Source organism: Sinomonas terrae, assembly GCF_022539255.1.
Classification (GTDB): Bacteria; Actinomycetota; Actinomycetes; order Actinomycetales; family Micrococcaceae; genus Sinomonas; species Sinomonas terrae.
In genome coordinates this window covers 1,091,373-1,111,871 of sequence record NZ_JAKZBV010000001.1, presented here as the reverse complement: position 1 = coordinate 1,111,871, position 20,499 = coordinate 1,091,373, and the positions used below count along the sequence as shown (strand labels likewise).

At 67.0% G+C, this 20,499-nt stretch carries 19 protein-coding genes; 9 read left to right on the top strand and 10 right to left on the bottom strand.

Annotated features, from left to right (window positions below; all coding sequences use genetic code 11):
- Positions 1-18 precede the first annotated feature (18 nt).
- Together L0M17_RS05175 and L0M17_RS05170 are read right to left on the bottom strand one after the other, a co-directional pair.
- A complete protein-coding gene (locus L0M17_RS05175; protein ID WP_241052380.1) occupies positions 19-450 on the bottom strand; it encodes a glycosyltransferase family 2 protein in 432 nt (143 codons plus the stop codon).
- Between the two features lie 68 nt (positions 451-518).
- Positions 519-2,225, bottom strand: coding sequence for an ABC transporter ATP-binding protein (locus L0M17_RS05170; RefSeq protein WP_241052371.1), 1,707 nt, complete (start codon positions 2,223-2,225; stop codon positions 519-521).
- A gap of 570 nt (positions 2,226-2,795) precedes the next feature.
- On the opposite strand from L0M17_RS05170, the gene L0M17_RS05165 reads away from it, so the two are divergent.
- A complete protein-coding gene (locus tag L0M17_RS05165) occupies positions 2,796-4,268 on the top strand; it encodes a sugar transferase (protein ID WP_241052368.1) in 1,473 nt (490 codons plus the stop codon).
- Position 4,269: 1 nt separating this feature from the next.
- The gene (gene galE / locus L0M17_RS05160; protein ID WP_241052360.1) at positions 4,270-5,283 is read left to right on the top strand and encodes a UDP-glucose 4-epimerase GalE; all 1,014 of its coding nucleotides are present in this window, start codon (positions 4,270-4,272) and stop codon (positions 5,281-5,283) included.
- Positions 5,284-5,309: 26 nt separating this feature from the next.
- Here galE and L0M17_RS05155 read toward each other — a convergent pair whose 3' ends face one another.
- From L0M17_RS05155 to L0M17_RS05145, 3 genes are read right to left on the bottom strand one after another with little or no spacing between them, the layout of a single operon-like run.
- Complete coding sequence (locus L0M17_RS05155) at positions 5,310-5,864, bottom strand: hypothetical protein (RefSeq protein WP_241052357.1); 555 nt, start codon at positions 5,862-5,864, stop codon at positions 5,310-5,312.
- A 56-nt stretch (positions 5,865-5,920) separates the two neighbouring features.
- Complete coding sequence (locus L0M17_RS05150) at positions 5,921-7,393, bottom strand: NAD(P)H-hydrate dehydratase (protein ID WP_241052354.1); 1,473 nt, start codon at positions 7,391-7,393, stop codon at positions 5,921-5,923.
- 4 nt (positions 7,394-7,397) lie between these two features.
- Positions 7,398-7,748, bottom strand: a complete 351-nt coding sequence (locus tag L0M17_RS05145) for a holo-ACP synthase (protein ID WP_241052352.1) — start codon at positions 7,746-7,748, stop codon at positions 7,398-7,400.
- A 63-nt stretch (positions 7,749-7,811) separates the two neighbouring features.
- Between L0M17_RS05145 and L0M17_RS05140 the strand changes: the two genes are divergently transcribed.
- Complete coding sequence (locus L0M17_RS05140) at positions 7,812-8,378, top strand: mycothiol transferase (RefSeq protein ID WP_241052350.1); 567 nt, start codon at positions 7,812-7,814, stop codon at positions 8,376-8,378.
- Between the two features lie 249 nt (positions 8,379-8,627).
- Here L0M17_RS05140 and glmS read toward each other — a convergent pair whose 3' ends face one another.
- Positions 8,628-10,520 carry a glutamine--fructose-6-phosphate transaminase (isomerizing) gene (gene glmS / locus L0M17_RS05135; protein ID WP_241052348.1) on the bottom strand — a complete coding sequence of 631 codons (1,893 nt, stop codon included), beginning with the start codon at positions 10,518-10,520 and terminating at the stop codon, positions 8,628-8,630.
- A gap of 73 nt (positions 10,521-10,593) precedes the next feature.
- Here glmS and coaA point away from each other — a divergent pair, with 73 nt between their 5' ends.
- The 3 genes from coaA (at position 10,594) to L0M17_RS05120 (ending at position 13,258) form a co-directional block, all read left to right on the top strand.
- On the top strand, positions 10,594-11,559 hold the full coding sequence (coaA, locus tag L0M17_RS05130) for a type I pantothenate kinase (RefSeq protein WP_241052347.1): 966 nt from the start codon (positions 10,594-10,596) through the stop codon (positions 11,557-11,559).
- A gap of 89 nt (positions 11,560-11,648) precedes the next feature.
- Positions 11,649-12,038 carry a large conductance mechanosensitive channel protein MscL gene (mscL, locus tag L0M17_RS05125; protein ID WP_241052345.1) on the top strand — a complete coding sequence of 130 codons (390 nt, stop codon included), beginning with the start codon at positions 11,649-11,651 and terminating at the stop codon, positions 12,036-12,038.
- Positions 12,039-12,181: 143 nt separating this feature from the next.
- Positions 12,182-13,258 (top strand): transglycosylase domain-containing protein, encoded by a 1,077-nt coding sequence (locus L0M17_RS05120; RefSeq protein WP_241052342.1) that lies wholly within the window; start codon positions 12,182-12,184, stop codon positions 13,256-13,258.
- 3 nt (positions 13,259-13,261) lie between these two features.
- Here L0M17_RS05120 and L0M17_RS05115 read toward each other — a convergent pair whose 3' ends face one another.
- Positions 13,262-14,368 carry a methyltransferase gene (locus tag L0M17_RS05115; protein WP_241052334.1) on the bottom strand — a complete coding sequence of 369 codons (1,107 nt, stop codon included), beginning with the start codon at positions 14,366-14,368 and terminating at the stop codon, positions 13,262-13,264.
- Positions 14,369-14,438: 70 nt separating this feature from the next.
- Between L0M17_RS05115 and L0M17_RS05110 the strand changes: the two genes are divergently transcribed.
- A complete protein-coding gene (locus tag L0M17_RS05110) occupies positions 14,439-14,999 on the top strand; it encodes a hypothetical protein (protein ID WP_241052320.1) in 561 nt (186 codons plus the stop codon).
- 163 nt (positions 15,000-15,162) lie between these two features.
- Entirely contained in the window at positions 15,163-16,479 is a 1,317-nt protein-coding gene (locus L0M17_RS05105) for an Nramp family divalent metal transporter (protein WP_241052317.1), read from the top strand.
- Between the two features lie 74 nt (positions 16,480-16,553).
- On the opposite strand, the gene L0M17_RS05100 is transcribed toward L0M17_RS05105, so the two are convergent.
- The 3 genes from L0M17_RS05100 to L0M17_RS05090 all read right to left on the bottom strand — a co-directional run bounded on the left by L0M17_RS05100 (position 16,554) and on the right by L0M17_RS05090 (position 20,100).
- Entirely contained in the window at positions 16,554-18,125 is a 1,572-nt protein-coding gene (locus tag L0M17_RS05100) for a DHA2 family efflux MFS transporter permease subunit (RefSeq protein ID WP_241052311.1), read from the bottom strand.
- A 69-nt stretch (positions 18,126-18,194) separates the two neighbouring features.
- Complete coding sequence (glmM, locus tag L0M17_RS05095) at positions 18,195-19,574, bottom strand: phosphoglucosamine mutase (protein ID WP_241052301.1); 1,380 nt, start codon at positions 19,572-19,574, stop codon at positions 18,195-18,197.
- Positions 19,575-19,623: 49 nt separating this feature from the next.
- Positions 19,624-20,100 carry a DapH/DapD/GlmU-related protein gene (locus tag L0M17_RS05090; RefSeq protein ID WP_241052297.1) on the bottom strand — a complete coding sequence of 159 codons (477 nt, stop codon included), beginning with the start codon at positions 20,098-20,100 and terminating at the stop codon, positions 19,624-19,626.
- A gap of 109 nt (positions 20,101-20,209) precedes the next feature.
- Between L0M17_RS05090 and L0M17_RS05085 the strand changes: the two genes are divergently transcribed.
- On the top strand, positions 20,210-20,491 hold the full coding sequence (locus L0M17_RS05085) for a hypothetical protein (RefSeq protein ID WP_241052295.1): 282 nt from the start codon (positions 20,210-20,212) through the stop codon (positions 20,489-20,491).
- Positions 20,492-20,499: the final 8 nt, after the last annotated feature.

Sequence of the window (20,499 nt, the reverse complement as noted above, 5' to 3'; positions counted from 1 at the left end):
GTGACCTACCGCCTCGTGTCAGACGTCGAAATGCCGGAAGCGAGCGAGAGGGGTAAGCCATTCAACCGTCTGATGAGCGACCGTCGGGAAATGGCGCCCCACCCATTGCGGGGCCCCGCTGGGATCGCGCAGCTGCGGACCGACGAGTGCTGGCTGCCAAGGCAACGCTGCCGCGACCAGATCGCGAACAAAGGTCTCCCCCACGGCCAGGTCGCTGTTGAGCACAAGGGCGAGCGGCGTCTCGACGAGCTCCATGCCCGAATTGACCGCGCTGCCGAAGCCTCCGTTCCTCGGGCGCCGAACAACCTCGACGCCCTCAGTTCGAGGGAAGGGAATCGGCGACGCATCATCGCTCACGATGATCCGCTCGGGAACCAGCGGCTCCTGACCTCGAAGGGCGCCGATGAGCCGCAACGTCGGTGCGGGATCGCCGTAATGGGGAATCACCACGGAGACCCGAGAGTCCTGCGCGGGTTCGGCCCCCTCAGTCCGAAGCCCATTCTGACCCGCAGTCATCCTCACACCTGCCCCAAGGACACGAGCTGGGAGAATTCCGGACTCAGCTCACGCACTTCCTCGAAGGTCCCCTCCGCTGCAACTGAGCCGGCGGAGAGAAAGACGATCTTGTCAGCATGGCGAACGGTCGAGAGGCGGTGGGCAACGACGATGACGGTCATGAGCCCGCTCAGCCGCTCGACCGTTTCGGTGATGCGGTACTCCGTGGCACCATCCAACGACGACGTGGCCTCGTCGAGGACCAGGATCTTGGGCTCCCGGTACAGCGCTCGCGCGATTCCCACGCGCTGCCGCTGGCCGCCCGAGAGCCTCACACCGCGTTCGCCCAGCCGAGTTCCGAGCCCGTCCGGAAGGTCCGCGATCACGGCGTCGAGCTGAGCAAGTCGCACAGCCTCCTCGAGCCGGACCAGATCGGCGGTGCCTTCACCAAGAGTGATGTTCGCCTCGAGCGTGTCGTCGAGGAGGAAGACCTCCTGCGGGACGACGCCCAGGCCCGCGTACCAGCCGTTGAGATCGCTCTTCGTATCGACACCGCCGCACGTGATCGAGCCGCTCGTGGGCTCCAGGAGCCCAAGGACGAGGTCGAGCAACGTGCTCTTCCCTGCCCCGCTCGCGCCGACGAAGGCGGTGGTACGCCCGTGCTCGATCGTCGTCGACACACTGCTGAGCACCGGCTCGTCTGCGTCTGGGAAGGCGAACGTCACCTCGTCGAGGCGAATGTCGCCGTCGTACGCCCTGCTCGGCGGCCCGGACGGGTGGCGTTCGGCACGATCGAGCTCCTGCGTTTCGGCCGCCAGGACAGTGAGCGCCTTCTGCCCGGAACGGATGAGGCCAGTCGTCGCAACGAGACGGTTGACGGTGGGAAGGATGCGGGTCGCCGCGACCGAAAAGACACCGATGACGGAGGCCGCTTCACCGGGGCTTTGAGTGGCGAACAGCAGTGCTGCGACGGCTCCGATGCCGACGACGAAGGCCACCTCGAGGACGTATTTCGGAAGTTCCGAGATGAGGGACAGCTCCCGCTGTGCGTGCGCTCGTTCTCGTTTGGCCTGGCTGAGGCGTCCAAGGAAGAGTTCCGCTGCTCCGCCGAGCCGCACCTCGCGGAAGCCACTGAGAGTCGGCATAAGTGCAGACCAGGATTCGAGATCTACGCGCGCCATGGTCTCGCCGACCTTCCCGAAGCGAGGACGTAGGACACGCTGGACCGCCCAGCCTGAGCCCGCGAAGACCACTGCGGCAAGCACCGTCGCGGAGGGCGAGACAAAGAGCAGAACGACGACGACGGCAAGCAGGGTGAGCGCGTCCGTGACCCAGTTGAGGAGGCCTTGGACCACTTGGGAGAAGGTCTGTGGGACGAACGATTCGACACAGCGACGGATCTCGCCGACATTGCGCAGACGGTGCGTTCCGTAAGGCGACAGGACGTAGCGGCGGGTCAGTTCGACGGAAGCCGCGGCCTCGAGACCGGTCGTGAAGCCGAGCTGCCACCAGCGGAAACCGATCGTGACGAGGCTCTTGAGGACAAAGGCGCATGCTATGAGGCCGGCAATGGCCGGAATCAGGACTCCGGGCTCCGAGGATCCGACGAGGCGAGCGGCCCACGCCGTTGGCCCGCTCTCGGGGGAAGCTCCTGTAACCAGCTGCATCAGCGGGAGAACGGCGGCAACGCCGAGCATGTCCAGCACTGCCACAAGGCAAGAACCGAGCACTGAAAGAACTGTTCGCCCGGCAACTGGCCCTCCCACGAGCCCCCGGACAGTCCTCAGCCTTTCGATCACGGCCCCTCCGCCGCCGGCGCGACCGCCCGAGGTCTACCGGTCCTCGTCAGAGCGGACGGGATCAAGGATGAACGCATATATCCCCCATAAATGAATGTGCTCGGCACAGCGTAGCCGTGCTCCCAAAGCGTCGCGAATTCCCATCGCCTCCATCGAATCCTTCAGGCTAGAAACAGCAACTCCCGACCCAGTTTGATGGGGTCTCGCATCCGACGACTTGATCACGCGCTTCTAGCCTCGGTTATGCTCTCGACGGCGCCGCGACTGGCGGCTCAAACACAGGTATCGGCTGCATTCATGGGGACAGGGATGAGCGAAAGTGCTGCAAAGCTTGGCCTCTTAGCTGATGGCCAGGACAATAGCGACAAAGACAATGTCACGAATGTGACCGGTGGTGAGAGGGTTAGGAACAAATGGCCCCTTACGTCTTTCGCGAATGTGACGGAGTCTCGGAAGCTGACGGACAATCTCTCCTCGAATTCAGGCACAATTGTGACGCGGATGCCTTCTCGCTCGGGGGCAACCGGCACGTCGGCGAGGCTGCCCACCGACCATGCTGCGAGGATCATGCTTGCCGACCTCGCGGCTGTCACGGTGGCTATGGCCGGCGCCCAACTGCTCCGCTTCGGGCTAGGAGGGTCGTCGGCCGATCTCGGCGAGGGCCCGATTCCGTACGCGCTCGTGAGCGTGGTGCTCGGCCTTTCGTGGTGGGCAGCTCTTGGGCTCTCCGGGTCGCGGGACGTCCGGGTCCTTGGGTACGGCCCCGAGGAGTACAAACGGGTCACCTCAGCGTCGCTATGGCTCTTCGGCGGGATCGCGGTCCTCTCCTATGTCTTCCAGCTCGAGACCGCGCGCGGCTATGTCGCCGTCGCGCTCCCCCTCGGCCTTGCCTGCCTGCTCGTCGGCCGCAGACTGCTTCGGCGCAGGCTGATCCGCGAGCGCCAGCTGGGCCGTGCTATCCGCACCGTGCTGCTTGTCGGTGCGTCGCAAAGCGTGCAACACCTGAACCTGCAGCTCAGCCGTCACCCGGAAGCCGGATATCGGCCGGTAGCGGCCTACGTAACCGACCCGGATACTGAGCTGGAGGACCTAGGCAGGCTGTCGGGCGGCCTTAACGTGCCGGTGGCGCGCCGGAGTCCAGACCTGGACGGAGTTCTTGCCGCTGTGCACGCCTCGGCTGCCGACGCGGTGGTCATCTCAGGTGGCGCGAGCCTCGACCCCTCTGCGCTCCGGCAGCTCGGCTGGGCCCTCGCAACTCGCGAGGTAGGCATGGTGGTGGCGCCGGCCCTCACAGACATTGCGGGGCCACGCATCCACACCCAGCCAGTCGCCGGCCTCCCGCTCATCCACGTGACGACCCCGCGGCTCGACGGCCCGAAGGGTCTGGCCAAGCGAGGCTTCGACCTCGTCGCCACGCTGGTCCTCCTCGTCGCGCTCGCCCTCCCCATGCTCGTGATCGCACTCTGGGTGAAGCTCGACAGCCCCGGGCCGGTCATCTTCCGGCAGACCAGGATCGGTCGCGCAGGTGAACCATTCCGAATGCTCAAATTCCGCTCAATGATCGAGGACGCGGAAAAGCAGCTGACGAAGCTCCACGGACGGAACGAAGGAAGCGGCCCTCTCTTCAAACTCCGAGAAGACCCGCGGGTGACGCGATTCGGACGATTTATCCGCCGCCATTCCCTCGATGAACTCCCACAGCTTTTCAACGTGTTGGGCGGCAGCATGAGCCTCATCGGCCCGAGGCCCCCACTCCCCCAAGAGGTTGAGCGCTATGACAAATTCGCCCACCGTCGGCTACTAATCAAACCGGGAATCACTGGACTGTGGCAGGTGAGTGGTCGAAGCGACCTTTCCTGGGACGACTCCATCAAATTGGATCTCTACTACGTGGAGAACTGGTCGATGATTCAGGACCTTATGATCCTGTTTCGAACGGTAGGCGCAGTCTCCGCCAAAACAGGGGCGTACTGAAATGCGCGTCCTCGTCACCGGCGGTGCCGGTTACATCGGTTCCCACACCGTTCTCGCGCTGCTCACGGACGGACACGACGTCACGGTGCTGGACAACTTCCAGAACTCGTCTCCCACAGCCCTCAAACGGGTCGGCGAACTGGCCGGTGCACCGGTCCCGTACCTCATCGCCGACCTTTCCGACGCCGCCGCCACGAGGAAAGCGCTCGTCGCGACGGCTCCCGACGTCGTCGTCCATTTCGCTGGGCTGAAGTCGGTCGGCGAGTCGACCATCAACCCGCTCCGGTACTTCGCATCCAACATCGGCGGCACGCTCAACCTTCTGGAAGCGATGGAAGCGAGCGGAGTCAGGCGCCTGCTGTTCTCGTCCTCGGCCACCGTCTACGGCGCACCACGTGCCGTACCCGTGTCCGAGGAAGAGCCCCTCTCGGCAACAAGCCCTTACGGCCGCACGAAGCTGGTCATCGAACAGATGCTCGGCGACCTGGCCGCTGCGGATAACCGCTGGTCTATCGGGATGCTGCGGTACTTCAACCCGGTCGGTGCCCACCCTTCCGGCCGGCTGGGCGAGGATCCTCGCGGCCTCCCGGCTAACCTCGTCCCGTTTGTCGGGCAGGTCGCGATAGGGAAGCTCCCATTCGTCCGGGTCTTCGGTTCCGACTACGAAACCCCCGACGGCACCGGGATCAGAGACTTCATCCACGTCCTCGACCTTGCCGAAGGCCACGTTGCGGCTCTCGATTGGATTGCCTCGAAGAGAGGAGCCCACGTATGGAACCTCGGCACCGGGCGCGGGTACAGCGTCCTTGAGGTCTTGGACGCCTACTCGGAAGCTGCGGGCCGGGACGTGCCGTACCGCTTCGCCGAGCGCCGCCCAGGGGATGTTCCGTCGTCGTTCGCTGAGACAGCCAAAGCCGAACGAGAACTCAACTGGAAAGCGCGCCGCGGTCTCCGCGAGATGGTCGAGGACCACTGGCGCTGGCAGCAGCTCAACCCGGGCGGCTACGAAGAATAGCTGCCCGGGCCGGGCTTAGGAAGCTGTCACAGGCACACGAGAGATTTGACGCCCAAGTTGAGCTGGGCGAGCGCCGAGACCGAGGCCGAGTTCGGGGCCGCAGTCGTCGGACTCGAGGGATGGTCCGTCCCGTTGAGCTGGAGCGTGTACGTGTAGACGAGCCCGACCGTCACGAACTGGCCGAGCAGGTCGATCGTCACCGTACTCCCCTGCGCGAGCGGCGCGGTGAGCGTGAGGATCACCGACGAGCCGCTCAGTAGTGAAATCGACACGAGCCCGTTGGGGCTGGCAGCCAGGGCGCTCACGTCGAGCAGAGAGCTCGACGTGAGCGTGAAACTCGTCCCCGCGGGGACCGTCCCCTGAACTGCCGTGATCGTGAAGTCCAAGCGCGATTGTCCGAGGATCCCCAGCAGGCCCGTGGAGCATCTTCCCGTGATCCCGACATCCCAGAACGCTTGCGACGCGGCCGCCATCGGCGCGGCGACCGCCGCAGCGATGACGGGCGCAGCCCACGCCGCACTCTTCACCACTTGGCGGCGCTCCACTTCCGGTGGTGCTTCGCTCTCCATCATCTGTTTCATTGGTCCCCCGACCTTCCTGAGTTGGCGAGCATGCGCCTGCATGCCCGTGCCCAGTTCTACCGGCCGGCGAAGGGCAGGTCTACCGCGGCCCCGAGCGGAGCCTCCGGAACGCCTCCTTGAAACGCTGCAACCGCCTGCCGTACGGCTGCCGAAAGCTCACCGGCTCCGAAGGGACCGCCCTCGGCCGCGATCCGGCCAGCCCGTCCGTGGACCATGGCTGCCGCCGCTGCGACGTGCACGGGCCGCGCATAAGAGGTCGTCGCAAGGAGGGCTCCAACAATTCCCGTCAACGTGTCACCGGAACCGGCTGTCGCGAGGTACGGATGTGACACAGCCTGGACACAGACTGTTCCGTCCGGCGCGGCACAGACTGTCGCGGGCCCTTTGAGCAGCACTGTTGCGCCGAGCCGTTCGGCGGCAAGCCTGGCCCACCGGATCGGCCGCTCCTCGACCTCGGGCCGTTCCACGTCGAGGCCGAGCCGAGATAGGACGCGGGCGAGCTCGCCGGCATGCGGTGTGAGGACTGCCCGACCGTCCAACGGCGGCCCGGGGATGCGGTTGAGTCCGGAGGCATCCACCACGATGGGCAAGCCCGAGTCCAAGGCGACGTCGAAGGCGCTCTGCTGACCGGCGTCGTCGCCTATTCCCGGCCCCACGGCCCAAGCCTGCACCCGGCCCTCTGGCGAGCCCGATGCGACAACCTCAGGATGAGCGGCGAGGACTGCGCGGCGTACGCTCTCGGGCGCAATGTGACGCACCATCCCCACGCCGGTAGCGAGAGCCGCTGAAGTGGTGAGGACGGCTGCTCCTGGGTACTGGTCCGAACCCGCAATGACGCCCAGCACCCCACGCGTGTACTTCTGCCAGTCGTCACGCGGCTCCGGAAGGACGCCCCGGACATCCTCAGCCTCGAGGACGTACACGTCCGGCTGGGGAAGATACTCGCCGATCCCGATGTCGATGACTTCCACGCGCCCCGCCAGTGCCCGGCCGCGGCCGGCCAGAAGGCCGCTCTTGAGCGCGCCGAACGTCACGGTCACGTCCGCGCGCCACACCTCGGGCGACGCCGTCCCCGAGTCTGCGTCGACTCCGGAGGGGAGGTCGCAGGCGACGACGATCCCTTCCGGGCGCGGGAAAGGCGCACGGTAGTCGCCGCTCGCACCCGTGCCGAGCACGGCGTCGACGACGATGTCAGCTCGCCCGAGCGTCCGCTCCACGCGACCACCCGCTGCAAGAAAGGCTGCGAGACCCTCGGTATGGGCCGAACCGGAGGCGAGGATCGCCGTCGTCCGCACTCCCCTGCCAGCGAGCTCGGCGAGTGCAAAGAGGGCGTCGCCTCCATTGTTGCCCTTGCCGACGACGGCGGTGACCCGCGCCCCGTACAGCCCACCTCGGGTGCGGCGCAGCTCGGCGACCAGGGAACGGTACAGTCCGTGGGCGGCGCGGGCCATGAGGTCGCGTCCCATGCCTCGCTCGAGGAGCGGGCGTTCGGCGTCGCGGACTTGGCTGCCGGTGAAGGCCCTCAGCACTGCCTCAGCCCTCGGCGACGACCATCGCGGTGGCGATCCCGCCGTCGTGCGACATGCTCAGGTGCCAGGTGCGGACGCCGCGGTCCTGCGCGACGGCGAGGACAGTCCCCTTGATTTGGATTGTCGGCCCGGACGCGTCGAGGCCGATCCAGCAGTCCTGCCAGTTCATGCCCGCCGGTGCGCCGAGCACTTTGGCGACGGCTTCCTTCGCGGCAAAGCGAGCGGCCAGCGAGCGTGGGTGGAGCTCGCGCTCGGCCGGGACGAAGAGACGATCCCTCAGGCCGGGAGTTCGCTCGAGCTGCCGCTCGAACCGGTCGATGTCCACGACGTCAACGCCGATGCCGATGATAGCCATGGGGCTACTGTATCGTCAGCCTGCCCTCCACTTGGGCGGTCGGACGGGGCTAGGGTTGGCCCCATGACAGAGGAGCAGAACTGGGCCATCAGCATCCTCGAGGACGGCTTCGGTCGAGTCCGGGAGAGCGTCGAGCGTGTTGTTTTCGGCCTCTCGCCGGCGCGGCTCGTTGAGCAGCCTTCGCCTGAGACGAATTCCGTGGGGTGGATCCTGTGGCACCTCACCCGGATCACGGACGACCATTTCGCGGCGCTCGCCCACACGCTGGGCGGGGCGGAGCCGCCTGCCGGACGCGACTTTTCCATGCCGCCCGGCCAACTTTGGGCCAGTTGGCGCGCGCGGATCGGCACGCCGTACCCCGAGGCCACCACGGGCTATGGTCACAGTCCGGAGGAGGTCGCGGCGTTTCCGCAGATCGAACCGCAGCTGCTCGGGGAATATCAGGATGCTGTTCATAAGCGGGCTGTTGAGATTCTTCACGGAATCTCGGCCGAGGACCTCGGGAAGGTCGTGGACCGACGGTGGGACCCGCCCGTCACCGCGGCCGTGCGGCTTGTCAGCATCCTCAACGACGCGACTCAGCACGTCGGCCAGGCCGCCTACGTGAAGGGGCTGCTCGCCTCGCGCTAGCCCCGCCCCCGCGTCCGTTTCGGGTACGCCAACTCACGCCGAAAACCGTTTCGGGTACGCCAACTCGCGCCCAAATCCGTTTCGGGTACGCCAACTCACCCCGACGGATAGGGCCGAGGCGAGTTTCCGTACCCGAGACGAGCAGGCAGCGGGATATCCGTACCCGAGACGCGCAGGCAGCGGGATATCCGTACCCGAGACGCGTAGGGAGGGGAGTTGGCGTACCCGAAACGGAAGGGGGTGGGGGGGTTACTCGACGGTGACCGACTTGGCCAAGTTTCGCGGCTGGTCCACGTCGAAGCCCTTCGCTGCCGCGAGTTCGGCGGCGAAGATCTGCAGCGGGACGGTCGTGAGCAGCGGCATGAGCAGCGGCGGGGTCTCCGGCACGTACACGACGTGCTCCGCGTACTCGCGCACAGCCTCGTCGCCTTCCTCCGCGATCACGAGCGTGCGCGCCCCGCGGGCCCGCACCTCCTGGATATTGGAGACGACCTTCGAGTGCAGCGAATCGCGCCCGCGCGGCGACGGCACGACGACGAACACGGGCTGACCTTCGTCGATGAGCGCGATCGGACCATGCTTGAGCTCGCCGGCGGCGAAGCCCTCCGCGTGCAGGTACGCGATCTCCTTGAGCTTGAGGGCACCCTCGAGCGCGACCGGGTAACCGACGTTGCGGCCGAGGAAGAGCACGGACTTCTCGTCCTTCATGCTCCGAGCGAGCTCGCGGAGGGGGCCGGTCGTGTCGAGGACCCGCTGGATCTTCTCGGGGATCTTGTTCAGGTCGGCGAGGACATCCTTGATCTGGCCGGAGAAGATGTTGCCGCGCAGCTGTGCGAGATAGAGGCCGAGGAGGTACGCGGCCGTGATCTGGGCGAGGAACGCCTTGGTCGAGGCGACGGCGATCTCGGGGCCCGCGTGCGTGTAGAGCACGGCGTCCGACTCGCGCGGAATGGTCGAGCCGTTCGTGTTGCAGATCGACACAGTCTTAGCGCCCTGTTCGCGCGCGTACCGGACCGCCATGAGCGTGTCCATGGTCTCGCCGGACTGGCTGATCGAGACCACGAGCGTGTTCTTGTCCACGATCGGGTCGCGGTAGCGGAACTCGTGCGCGAGCTCGACCTCCGTGGGGATTCGGCACCAGTTCTCGATCGCGTACTTGGCGACCATGCCCGCATAGGCGGCCGTGCCGCACGCGAGGACGATGATCTTGTTGACCTGCTTGAGCTCGGCGGGATCGATCCGGAGTTCGTCGAGGATGAGGCGGCCCCGCGTGTCGGAGCGGCCAAGGAGGGTGTCGTGCACCGCGGCCGGCTGGTCGTGGATCTCCTTTTCCATGAAGGACGGGAAACCGCCCTTCTCCGCGGACGCGGCGTCCCACGAGACCTCGAACTCCTTGCCCTGGGCAGGGCGTCCATAGAAGTCGGTGATCTCGAACGAGTCGGGCGTGATCGTCACGATCTGGTCCTGGCCGAGTTCGACGGCGCGGCGCGTGTGGTCGATGAAGCCCGAGACGTCTGATCCGAGGAAGTTCTCCCCGTCGCCGAGGCCGACGACGAGGGGCGAGTTCCGGCGGGCGGCGACGACGACGCCGGGCTGCTCCGCGTGCACGGCGAGGAGCGTGAACGCTCCCTCGAGGCGCTGGGCGGCGAGCTGCATCGCCTTGGTGATGTCGCCGTCGGCCGCTCCGCGGTAGAAGTCTCCGATGAGCGCGGCGGCGACCTCGGTGTCCGTCTCGGACTCGAACTTCACACCCTTCGCGAGCAGCTCCTGCTTGAGCTCGGCGTAGTTTTCGATGATGCCGTTGTGGATGACGGCGAGGCGCCCCTCATCGGCAAGGTGCGGGTGGGCGTTCGCGTCCGTGGGGCCGCCGTGGGTGGCCCACCGGGTGTGCCCGATGCCGGTGAGCGTCGAGGGCAGCGGGTGCTCCTCGAGCTCGGCGATGAGGTTGGCGAGCTTGCCGGCCTTCTTCCGAGACTGGACAGTGCCATCGGCGACGACGGCGACGCCCGCCGAGTCGTAGCCCCGATACTCGAGGCGGCGCAGGCCCTCGATCACGACGTCAAGGGCGCAATAGTCTCCGTCCAGGTCCCCCGCATCGCTGCGCTCGCGAACACTACCGACGTAGCCAACGATTCCACACATGCCGAACATCCTACCGGGGACTCATTTGCCAGCGTATTTCGCTCAGGGCGAGCGGGTTGGCAGAATCACCTGAGTGAATCTGGACAGGAACGAGTTCGACGGCGACGGGGCCACTCCCTTTGTCGAGCTCGACCGCGCGCGCTGGTCCCAGCTCGCGAACCGCATGGAGCAGCCTCTCAACCAAGAGGACATCGACCGTTTGCGCGGTCTCGGCGACCCCCTTGACCTCCGCGAGATCCGCGAGGTCTACCTCCCGCTCAGCCGCCTGCTCTCGCTCTACGTCGAGGCTTCGGGCCAGCTGCACAGCGCGACCCAGACGTTCCTCGGAGAGAAAACGCAGCGCACTCCGTTCGTTATAGGCGTAGCGGGATCGGTCGCCGTCGGGAAATCCACCATCGCCCGCGTGCTGCGCGAGATGCTTCGCCGTTGGCCCTCCACACCCGATGTGCAGCTCATCACCACCGATGGGTTCCTGTACCCGCTCGCGGAACTCACGCGCCGCGGGCTGCTCGACCGCAAGGGCTTCCCCGAGTCGTACGACCGCAGAGCCCTCCTGCGGTTCGTGGCCGAGATCAAGTCCGGCGCGGAGGAAGTGCGCGCGCCGTGGTACTCGCACCTGACGTACGACATCGTTCCGGGCCGCGAGGTCGTGGTGCGCCGGCCGGACGTGCTCATCGTCGAAGGCCTCAACGTCCTAGCCCCCGCGCGGCCCCGACTCGACGGCACGACCGGCTTGGCGTTGAGCGACTTCTTCGATTTCTCGATCTACGTCGATGCCAAGACGAGCTCGATCGAGGAGTGGTACGTCCAGCGCTTCCTCAAGCTCCGGTCCGGCGCCTTCGCCCAGCCGGAGAGCTACTTCCACCGCTACGCCTCGCTCTCGGACACGGAGGCCATCTCGACGGCGCGCGGCATCTGGAAATCGATCAACGAGCCGAACCTCGTCCAGAACGTCCTGCCGACCCGCGGCAGGGCCCAGCTCGTTCTGAGCAAGGACGCGGACCACTCGATCCGGCGGATGCTTCTTCGCAAGGTCTGATTCCGACTGGGGCATACGCCGGTGACACGCACCAGATGATCACCCCGAATTCACATAACGTCCGCTATGCCCACGTTACCCTTGGCGGCATGCTCAACGGATTCAAAGCCTTCATCATGAAGGGCAACGTCCTAGACCTTGCGGTGGCAGTCATCATGGGCGCCGCGTTCAACACGGTCGTTACCGCCCTCGTCCAGAACGTCCTCATGCCGATCATCTCCGTGATCGTGGGGCAGCCCAATTTCGACAACTTCCTCGTGTTCGGCCCCGTGAAGATCGGCGTGTTCCTCACCGCCGTCGTGAACTTCATCATTGTCGCGGCGGCCATCTACTTCCTGATCGTCATGCCGATGAACCACCTCATCGAGCGCCGCAACCGCCGTCTCGGCATCCACGACAAGACCGCCGACGAGCCGGTCGAGCCCCAGATCGCGCTCCTCACCGAGATCCGCGACGCGCTCACTGCCCGCGAGCGCTGAGCGGCTCCCCCAACCGAAACGCACGACGACGGCCGCCCCCCTTTCGAGGTGGGCGGCCGCTCGCTTTGAGGTTCTTCGCCTAGACTGACCCGGCCCGCCCTCTCCATGGGACCCATCTCGCTACCCCCAGGAGCCCGCTCACCATGGACTACCAGGCCGACACGACGCCGCTGCCTCCTCCCCGCCTCCGCGGACGCGGGATCACGCCTCTGGGCCCTGTGGAGGCAGAGCCCTCGGCGCCCTCTCAGCAGGGCTGGAGGGACCGCCGTCGTATGCCGGCTCTCACTCCCTTCGAGCCGGAGGACGACGAGCCTCGTGAGCGGCGTGGGCGAGGGCGGCTGCCACGCGTCCCCCGGCCGCCGAAGTCCAAGGCCGGCAAGGCCAAGAAGCCGCGCGGCCGGTTCCGGCGGGCCCTCCGGCTCACCGCAATCCTGGCAGTCATCGCGATCCTCGGGAGCCTCGTCACGACGATCGCGTACAACTGGATCACTCCCTCGCGCACCGCGTTCATGCTCGAGGCCGGTGGCCCGACGGTCTACCAGTACGTCTCGATCGACCACATCAGCCGCTACACGATCGCATCCGTGATCGCCCACGAGGACGAGCAGCTCGGCACGCGAGCCGGCGGCTTCTCGATCGACGACTTCATGGCCCGCGCCCAAGCGTTCACCTCCGGGCAGCCAGACCCCAGTGGCTCCACAGTCCCTCAGCAGCTCGTGAAGAACATCTTCCTGTGGCCGAGCCAGGACCCGCTCCGCAAGGGCATCGAGGCCGGGCTCTCCGAGGAGTTCGACTTCCTCATGCCGAAGGAACGGATCATGGAGCTGTACCTCAACTACGCGCAGTTCGGGCCGAAGCTGTTCGGGATCTGCGCGGCGAGCTGGTACTACTTCAACGCGCCGCCCTCGCAGCTCACGCAGTACGAGTCAGAGCAGCTCATGGGCGTGCTGCCGGACCCGGACAACGTCCGGCGCGCGCCGACCGGGGGGCTCGACATCAGCGCGACCGCGAACCCGGAGGCCGTGGACCTCATCAACGGCGCGGCAAACGTCTGGGTGCCGCGGCAGCTCGACGGGATGGGCGGCTGGCAGGCGGCCGTCAAGACGATCGGGATCACGGACACCGCTGCGGATCACGCGGCCACCGAGGGCAATTCGGACGGCTGTTCGACCATGCCGCAGGACGTCGCGAAGCGGCTGCAGTCCGAGGGCGTCGGCTAAGCCTCACACGGCGACGAGCTCGACGAGTCCGTAGGCCCCCGTGTCGACGACGCGGCCCGGCGCGAAACCCGCTGGCGCCGCGAGGGCAAAAAACTCCTCGGCCGAGCGCTGCCTGCCCTCGGTCTGGGCGAGCATCATGATGTCCGAGATCGAGACCGGGAATTCGGCGCGATTGGGCTCCTGAAGCCACTCGAGCACGAGCAGCCGGGCTCCGGCGGGAGCTGCGGCGCGGACCGTCCTGAGGATCCGGGCGCACTGCTCGTCGTCCCAATCATGCAGGACGTCCTTGAGCAGGTAGATGTCGGCGCTTGCCGCGAACCCCTCGAACAGGTCGCCCTCGACCGTGGTTACGCGCCCCTCCACGCCCCGCGACGCCAGATACTCCCCCGCCCCACCGAGCGGGCCTACCTGGTCGACGAGAAGACCGGAGAGCCCCGGCCGCGCCCGCAGCACCTCCGCGAGCATCGATCCCACGCCGCCGCCCACGTCGCAGACCGTCCCTTCCTCAGGCCAGGGATACGCTGCGACGATGAGCGGCGCCGCCATGAGGGTGAGCTCGCGCATCGTCCGCGCGAAGCCCTCCTCCTCGTCGGGATGCTGGGCGAGGTGCTCCCAGATCGTGGTCCCCGTCGCCGCGTTGAAGGCGGGACGGCCGTCGCGCAGCGTCTCGGGAAGCCGCGACCAGCCTTCGATGACCATCGGCGAGGTCATGTACCGGATCCAGCCGGCCATCGTGTGCGGGTGGCTGTCGAGGAGCAGACGTCCGGTCTTGGTGAGCGAGAACCGGCCAGCCCGGTCGAGGCGGGTCAGCCCGTACACGGCCAGCCCCCGGAGCACCCGGTGAACGGTATCGGCGTGGAGCCCGAGCTGGGCCGCGATCGCTCCAGCCGTGAGCGGGCCGTGCGCGAGAGGCTCGACGAGCCCCGTCTGGACCGCCGCGCGCATGAGCATGATCGAGCCGACACCGCCGGTAAGCTGGAGGAACCGGGCCTGCGGCGGTTGGAGTGCGCTGCCCGCCCGGCCGAGTGCGGCGCTGAGGCGCTGCACTCCTCGGACAAGCGCGGGCCTGAGAAGGGCCTGACGGACGACGGCGGGCGGCGGCTGGCGCATGGACCCAGACTAGGGGTGAATGGCGGGCAAAGCCTCGTCCCCAAGCCTCAACGAGAAGTAGCATCGCGCCATGTCCGCTACAAGAAGAGAGCCCGCGAGGAACGGCCGGCGAGCAGCACCGCGCGCGGGGACCGGTCGGCTCCGCACAGTTCGCGGCCTCGAACTGGTGCTCTCCTTCGCACTCCTGTGCCAATTCCTGCTAGGTATGGCCGTGAACCTATTCGTCAAGGTCCCCGACAGCCACCCGGGAGCCAAGCCACCCGAATACTTCAGCGGCGTCACTCAGAGCGTCGCATGGGCACTCGCCCACGGTGGCATCTGGCTCGCCCTGCACGCGGGCCTGGGACTGGCATTGGTCCTGATGGCCCTGGCCGCGCTGCTCGCTGCGACGCGCAGCGGGAGCCGCGCCGCCGTCGTCAGTACGACGGTTGGATTCCTAGCGGTTCTAGGCGCCGGCTTCAATGGTGGGAGCTTCCTGAACTACGGCGAGGACTTCAGCTCGATGATCATGGCCTCGCTCTTCGCCCTCGCTCTGGGAAGCTACGTGGTCGGGCTCTGGCGGATCCCAACGTCGAAACCACGGACCACTCTCAGGGACGACTCAATCCGGAGCGCGGACCGCATGCCGTAGCGTCAGCTGCCTATCGCCGTCGGCTGCCCTGAGCGAGGGCCCACTGCTTGGCCTGCCTCCCCCGGGGTAAACGGCCACTTGCGATGCGAATTTTTGTTCAGTCGACGAGAGGGGCCCTATGACGGAGGCAGACAGTCGCACCCCAGATGGCCTTGAGCAGAGGGTGGCTGTTGAGGAGGCTGTGCAGGAGGGGCGTCTCCGGCGGTACCTGCGGCTCCTGGGGCCGGGTCTGGTGACCGGGGCGGCCGACGACGACCCTTCGGGAGTTGCGACCTATGCGCAGGCGGGGGCTACCTTCGGCAACGGGATGCTCTGGACGGCTCCCGTGACGCTGCCGATGATGATCTCCGTCCAGGAGATCTCAGACCGGACCGCCCTCGCCACCGGAGAGCCCTTGGGGACTCTGATCCGTAGGAAGTTCTCCCGCCGGCCCCGAATCGTCATCGGCATTCTCGTTGTGGCCTTGTTGGTCGCGAACACGCTGAACATTGCAGCAGACCTGATGGCCATAGGGCAGGGAATGGAACTGCTCGGCGCCGGCCCAGACCATCTTTGGGCCGCCGTCGCCGGATGCGCGATCGCGGTGACCCTGATGACGGGCTCGTTCGCGGTCATCGCGAAGGTCTTCAAATGGCTGTGCTTGGCCCTGCTGGCCTACGTCGCGGTCCTGTTCGTCGCCAAGGTCGATTGGGGCGATGTCCTCGCCGGTCTGGCCGGAGTGCAGTTCAGGTGGAGCTGGGACTACCTCGGTCTGCTCGTCGGAGTCCTGGGGACGACCATCTCCCCCTATCTGTTCTTCTGGCAGTCCGCGCACCGCGTCGAGGAGATGCGTGCCGAGGACCTCGGCGGGAACCTCCCTGTCGCCCTGCCCGAGCGCGGCGACGCTCGGGCGAGGCAGAAGCTCCGAGCAGCCCGCGCGGACGTCTTCGCCGGGATGGCCTTCTCAGTGCTGGTCATGTTCGCGATCATCGCTGCCAGCGCGGCGACCCTCGGGAAGAATGGGGTACAGATCGCCACCGCCGCGGACGCAGCCAAGGCATTGGCGCCGGTCGCCGGGCCAGCGGCGAAAGCGCTGTTCTCGATAGGCTTTATCGGCACCGGATTCCTCGCGATCCCGGTCCTCGCAGGCTCGGGCTCGGTCGGGCTCGCCGGGCTCCTGGGCACCCGTTGGGGCTTCGACCGGAGCCCCCGCAACGCCCGGGTCTTCTACAGCCTTCTGGGGGCCGGGATCATCGGCGGAATCCTGCTCGCCCTGGCCCTGAGCGACCCGATCGGCCTGTTGGTCTTCGTCGCCGTGGTCAACGGCATTGCCGCCGCCCCGTTCCTGATCGTGACCATGCTCGTCTCCGGGGACCGGAAGATCATGGGCGAATACGCCAACGGAAGGGTGACCACCATCATCGGGTGGTCCACTGCCGCCATCATGGCCGTTGCCGGCGCCATCGGGGTCTTCACTACCCTCACGGGCATCGGATCCTGATCAGCCGCCCGGCTAAGGCGTGCCATCCGGGAAGCTCCGAGGGGCCGGCTCGGCGGCCTCAGGCCCCTTCTCGACTAGTCAGTCTCCATTTGGCCCCGTGCTGATGCCGGGCGGGAGCCTTGATCCCCCGCCTGCCCGACGGGTTGCGCCTGCTCGGCGCGAAGGTGGTGGGGTTTGACGAAGAAGAGCGCGCACACTGCGGCGACCAGGATGACCGATGCGGGCAGGATGAGCGTCTCGCTCATGGCCTGAGTGAAGGCATCGTGCAGGAACGCTGGCAGGACGGTCGAGTTCGAGGTGGTGAGCTGGCCCCCCGCGACCTTGCTCCCGGGAGGGAGCGCGGCCTTGATGTCCGTGCTGATGCGGTTGGTCATCAGCGCGGCAAGCGCGGCCGAGCCGATGACGGCGCCGACCTGCCGGGTCGTGTTGAACACGCCCGAACCGGCACCCGCTGCGCGCAGCGGCAGGTTCCGGTTCGCAGTGGTCGCGATCGGCCCCCACATGAACGCGCTGCCCAGGCCCATCACGAATGAGGGCACGAGCAGCAGGCCCCACGCAATGCTCGGGGAGAGCATCGCGGAGTAGAGCCACATCCCGAGCCCGACCAGGATCACGCCCGGAACGACGAGGTAGCGCGGATGCACCCTGTCCGTGAGGCGACCGGCGATCGGGGCGAGGATCATCGTCAGCACTGCTGAGGGTGTGCCCATGAGGGCGGACTCGAGCGGTGTCATCCCGCGGACGGCCTGGAAGAAGTAGATCAGCGGGATGAACATCGCGGTGATCGCGAAGCCGACCGCCGAGATCGCGGCATTCGCCAGCGAGAAATTCTGGTCCTTGAACAACGTGAGCGGAAGCAGGGGCTCCTTCCTGTTCAGGGCCTGCCAGAGGACGAACAGCGCGAGGAAGGCGATACCGGCTATCACCGACGCCCACACCCAGCCGTTCCAGTTGTAGGTGTTCGACTCCTGAAGGCCGAAGACCAGGAAGAACATGCCGGCCGCCGAGAGGAGCACCCCCAGCCAGTCGAAGCTATGGCTGTGCGTCTCGAGCCGGGGCACCAGCATCGCGGCCATCACGAAGGCGACGACGCCGATCGGGACGTTGATGAAGAAGATCCACTCCCAGCCCAAGACGTCGACGAGCAGGCCGCCGAGGATCGGGCCCACGAGCGTGGCGAAGCCTGCAGTCGCGCCCCAGAGGGCCATGGCTGTTCCACGCTTCTCGGGCGGGAAGGTGCGCGTGATGACGGCCATCGTCTGCGGCGTCATGAGTCCGGCACCGAGGCCTTGCACCGCGCGGGCGATGATGAGGTTCGCGATGCCGCTGCCCGGCAGGAGGTTGGACAGGCCGCACCACAGCGAGGCCAGGGTGAAGACCACCAGGCCGATCAGGTAGATGTTCTTCGGCCCGAATCGGTCACCGAGCCGGCCCGTCACCAGCAGCGGGACCGCGTACGTGAGCAGGTATGCGCTGGTGACCCAGATCACGTTGTCTGTGGTCGTGGACAGCCCAGTCTGGATCGAGGGGTTTGCGACCGAGACGATGGTCGTGTCGATCAGGATCATGAAGAAGCCGATGACCAGCGCCCAGAGCGCAGGCCAAGGTCGGATCTCCTTCGTATGGGTCTCGTGAGGGGTCATCATGGCGGGGCCGTCTTTTCTTTTGATGAGGCGCCCCTGCACTGGAGCGGGCCGCCCCGAGGGGCGGCCTGCCTAGGCCGGGCGCACCGATTCCGTGTCGTTGAGAGCGAGGGAAAGCCGACGTTCGACGACGGCGGCGAGCCGTTGCGCGATCGCCTGCGCCGTGTCCTCGTCCGCGGCTTCGACCATGACCCTCACAACGGGCTCGGTGCCCGAGGGGCGCAGGAGGACGCGTCCGGTCTCGCCGAGCTCCGCCTCGGCCTCCGCCACGGCAAGGCTCACGCCGTCGTCGTCCTTGACCCGAGACTTGTCGACGCCCTTCACGTTGATGAGCACCTGCGGAAGCCGGGTCATGACGGCGGCGAGTTCCTTGAGCGGCTTGCCCGTCTTCGCGATCTGGGCCGCGAGCTGGAGGCCGGTCAGGACGCCGTCGCCCGTCGTCGCATAGTCGAGGAAGATGACGTGGCCGCTCTGCTCGCCGCCGAGCGAGTAGTTGTTGGCGCGCATCTCCTCGAGCACGTAGCGGTCCCCGACCGCGGTCTCGCGGACGGTGATGCCTGCCTCGCGCAGGGCGATCTTGAGGCCGAGGTTGCTCATGACGGTTGCGACGAGCACGTCCTCGCGCAGCCGGCCATCCTGCTTGAGGGCGATCCCGAGGATGGCCATGATCTGGTCGCCATCCACGACGTTGCCCTCGTGGTCCACGGCGAGGCAGCGGTCCGCGTCGCCGTCGTGCGCCACACCGAGGTCGGCGCCGTGGGCGACCACCGCGGCCTGGAGGGCCTCGAGGTGCGTCGATCCGACGCCCTCGTTGATGTTAATTCCGTCAGGCTCGGCGCCGATCACGATCACGTTCGCGCCGGCGTCCTTGAACACCTGCGGCGAGCAGCCGGACGCCGCTCCGTGCGCGCAGTCGAGGACGACAGTGAGCCCGTCGAGGCGATGCGGGAGGGTCGTGAGGAGGTGCACGATGTAGCGGTCCTCGGCGTCGGCGAAGCGGCGCACGCGGCCGACGCCGTCGCCCGTCGGCCGGACCGGCTCGCACGCGAGCTCGGCCTCGATCGCATCCTCGATCTCGTCCGGAAGCTTGTGGCCGCCTCGGGCGAAGAACTTGATGCCGTTGTCCGGGGCCGGGTTGTGCGAGGCGGAGATCATGACCCCGAAATCCGCCTTCAGGTCAGCCACGAGATATGCGGCCGCGGGGGTCGGAAGGACTCCTGCGTTGTACACGTCCACGCCCGCACTCGCCAGGCCCGCTTCGACCGCCGAACTCAGGAATTCACCGCTTGCGCGCGGGTCCCGGGCGACGACGGCGCGGGGCCGCGTGCCGTCGGGAACCTCGCGGTGTCCGAGCACGACGGCGGCCGCCTGGGACAGCCTGAGTGCCAACTGCGCGTCCAGCAGGCCATTGGCCAGCCCGCGGACGCCGTCCGTTCCGAAGAGCCTAGTCATCGGGACCAGTCTACGGGGCGCGGGCGAAGAAGCTGACCCTGCCCCGCCGTCACCACTGTCGGCGCACGCTCGCCTTGGTGCCTGTGACGAGGCTCGCCGGCGGGACGTCGTCGGCCACGACCGCTCCCGCGGCAATCACCGAATCCCGCCCGATCGTGACCCCGGGAAGGATCGTCGCACCCGCGCCGATCCAGACGTTCTCCTCGACAACGATGGGAGCGCCGGTCAACCAGATGCGCCGCTCCTCTGGGTCGACTGGGTGGCCGCTTGTGATGAAGGTGGCCTTCGGGCCAACCATGACCCGTTCGGCGAGACGGATGCCCGCGTAGTCCAAGAAGGTGCAGCCCTGGTTGATGAACACCCGTTCGGCGAGGTCGAGGTTCAGGCCGTGATCGGTGTAGAAGGGCGGGTAGATCGTGACGCGCGGCGGTTGCGGGACACTCCCCCATCGTCCCGCATCGGCCTTCTCGAGTGGTTTGAAGACACGCCCCGAAGGTCCCTCACAGGCGATTCTCCGGTGGTCCAATGAGACCAGTGGTCGGGTGCGAAATTCGAGTACGGACAAGTGTGGTTTGTGAGTACGGCGAGTTGGGAGAGTTGAAGCACCGACCGGCAGGATCTAGGAGGGCTGGGCCATGTTGGACACTCAGGATGTCGTCCGAATCTGGAACAGGGCGGGCAACCCGATGCCGGTGGACCGGCTGGGCCGATATGCGCAAGCGCTAGCCTCGGGGTGTCGGATCGGGGCATACCACACTCTGGGCGATGATGAGGAAGACCGTGCCGTCCTCGCCCTCTACCGGGTCGACCGGCCGCGCGCTACGTTCGCCGACCTGCACCAGGCGCCGCCGCTCGCCCTCGCGAGCTACCACCAGTTGCTCCACGATCTGGCGCGCGAAGGCGTCGGCCCGCTCTGACCGAGCCT

Excerpts from the sequence above, each read along its gene's own strand:
- L0M17_RS05165 (WP_241052368.1), top strand. The coding sequence starts at position 2,796 with ATGCCTTCTCGCTCGGGGGCAACCGGCACGTCGGCGAGGCTGCCCACC.
- galE (WP_241052360.1), top strand. The coding sequence starts at position 4,270 with ATGCGCGTCCTCGTCACCGGCGGTGCCGGTTACATCGGTTCCCACACC.
- L0M17_RS05155 (WP_241052357.1), bottom strand. The coding sequence starts at position 5,864 with ATGAAACAGATGATGGAGAGCGAAGCACCACCGGAAGTGGAGCGCCGC.
- L0M17_RS05145 (WP_241052352.1), bottom strand. The coding sequence starts at position 7,748 with ATGGCTATCATCGGCATCGGCGTTGACGTCGTGGACATCGACCGGTTC.
- L0M17_RS05140 (WP_241052350.1), top strand. The coding sequence starts at position 7,812 with ATGACAGAGGAGCAGAACTGGGCCATCAGCATCCTCGAGGACGGCTTC.
- glmS (WP_241052348.1), bottom strand. The coding sequence starts at position 10,520 with ATGTGTGGAATCGTTGGCTACGTCGGTAGTGTTCGCGAGCGCAGCGAT.
- mscL (WP_241052345.1), top strand. The coding sequence starts at position 11,649 with ATGCTCAACGGATTCAAAGCCTTCATCATGAAGGGCAACGTCCTAGAC.
- L0M17_RS05120 (WP_241052342.1), top strand. The coding sequence starts at position 12,182 with ATGGACTACCAGGCCGACACGACGCCGCTGCCTCCTCCCCGCCTCCGC.
- L0M17_RS05115 (WP_241052334.1), bottom strand. The coding sequence starts at position 14,368 with ATGCGCCAGCCGCCGCCCGCCGTCGTCCGTCAGGCCCTTCTCAGGCCC.
- L0M17_RS05110 (WP_241052320.1), top strand. The coding sequence starts at position 14,439 with ATGTCCGCTACAAGAAGAGAGCCCGCGAGGAACGGCCGGCGAGCAGCA.
- L0M17_RS05100 (WP_241052311.1), bottom strand. The coding sequence starts at position 18,125 with ATGATGACCCCTCACGAGACCCATACGAAGGAGATCCGACCTTGGCCT.
- glmM (WP_241052301.1), bottom strand. The coding sequence starts at position 19,574 with ATGACTAGGCTCTTCGGAACGGACGGCGTCCGCGGGCTGGCCAATGGC.
- L0M17_RS05085 (WP_241052295.1), top strand. The coding sequence starts at position 20,210 with ATGTTGGACACTCAGGATGTCGTCCGAATCTGGAACAGGGCGGGCAAC.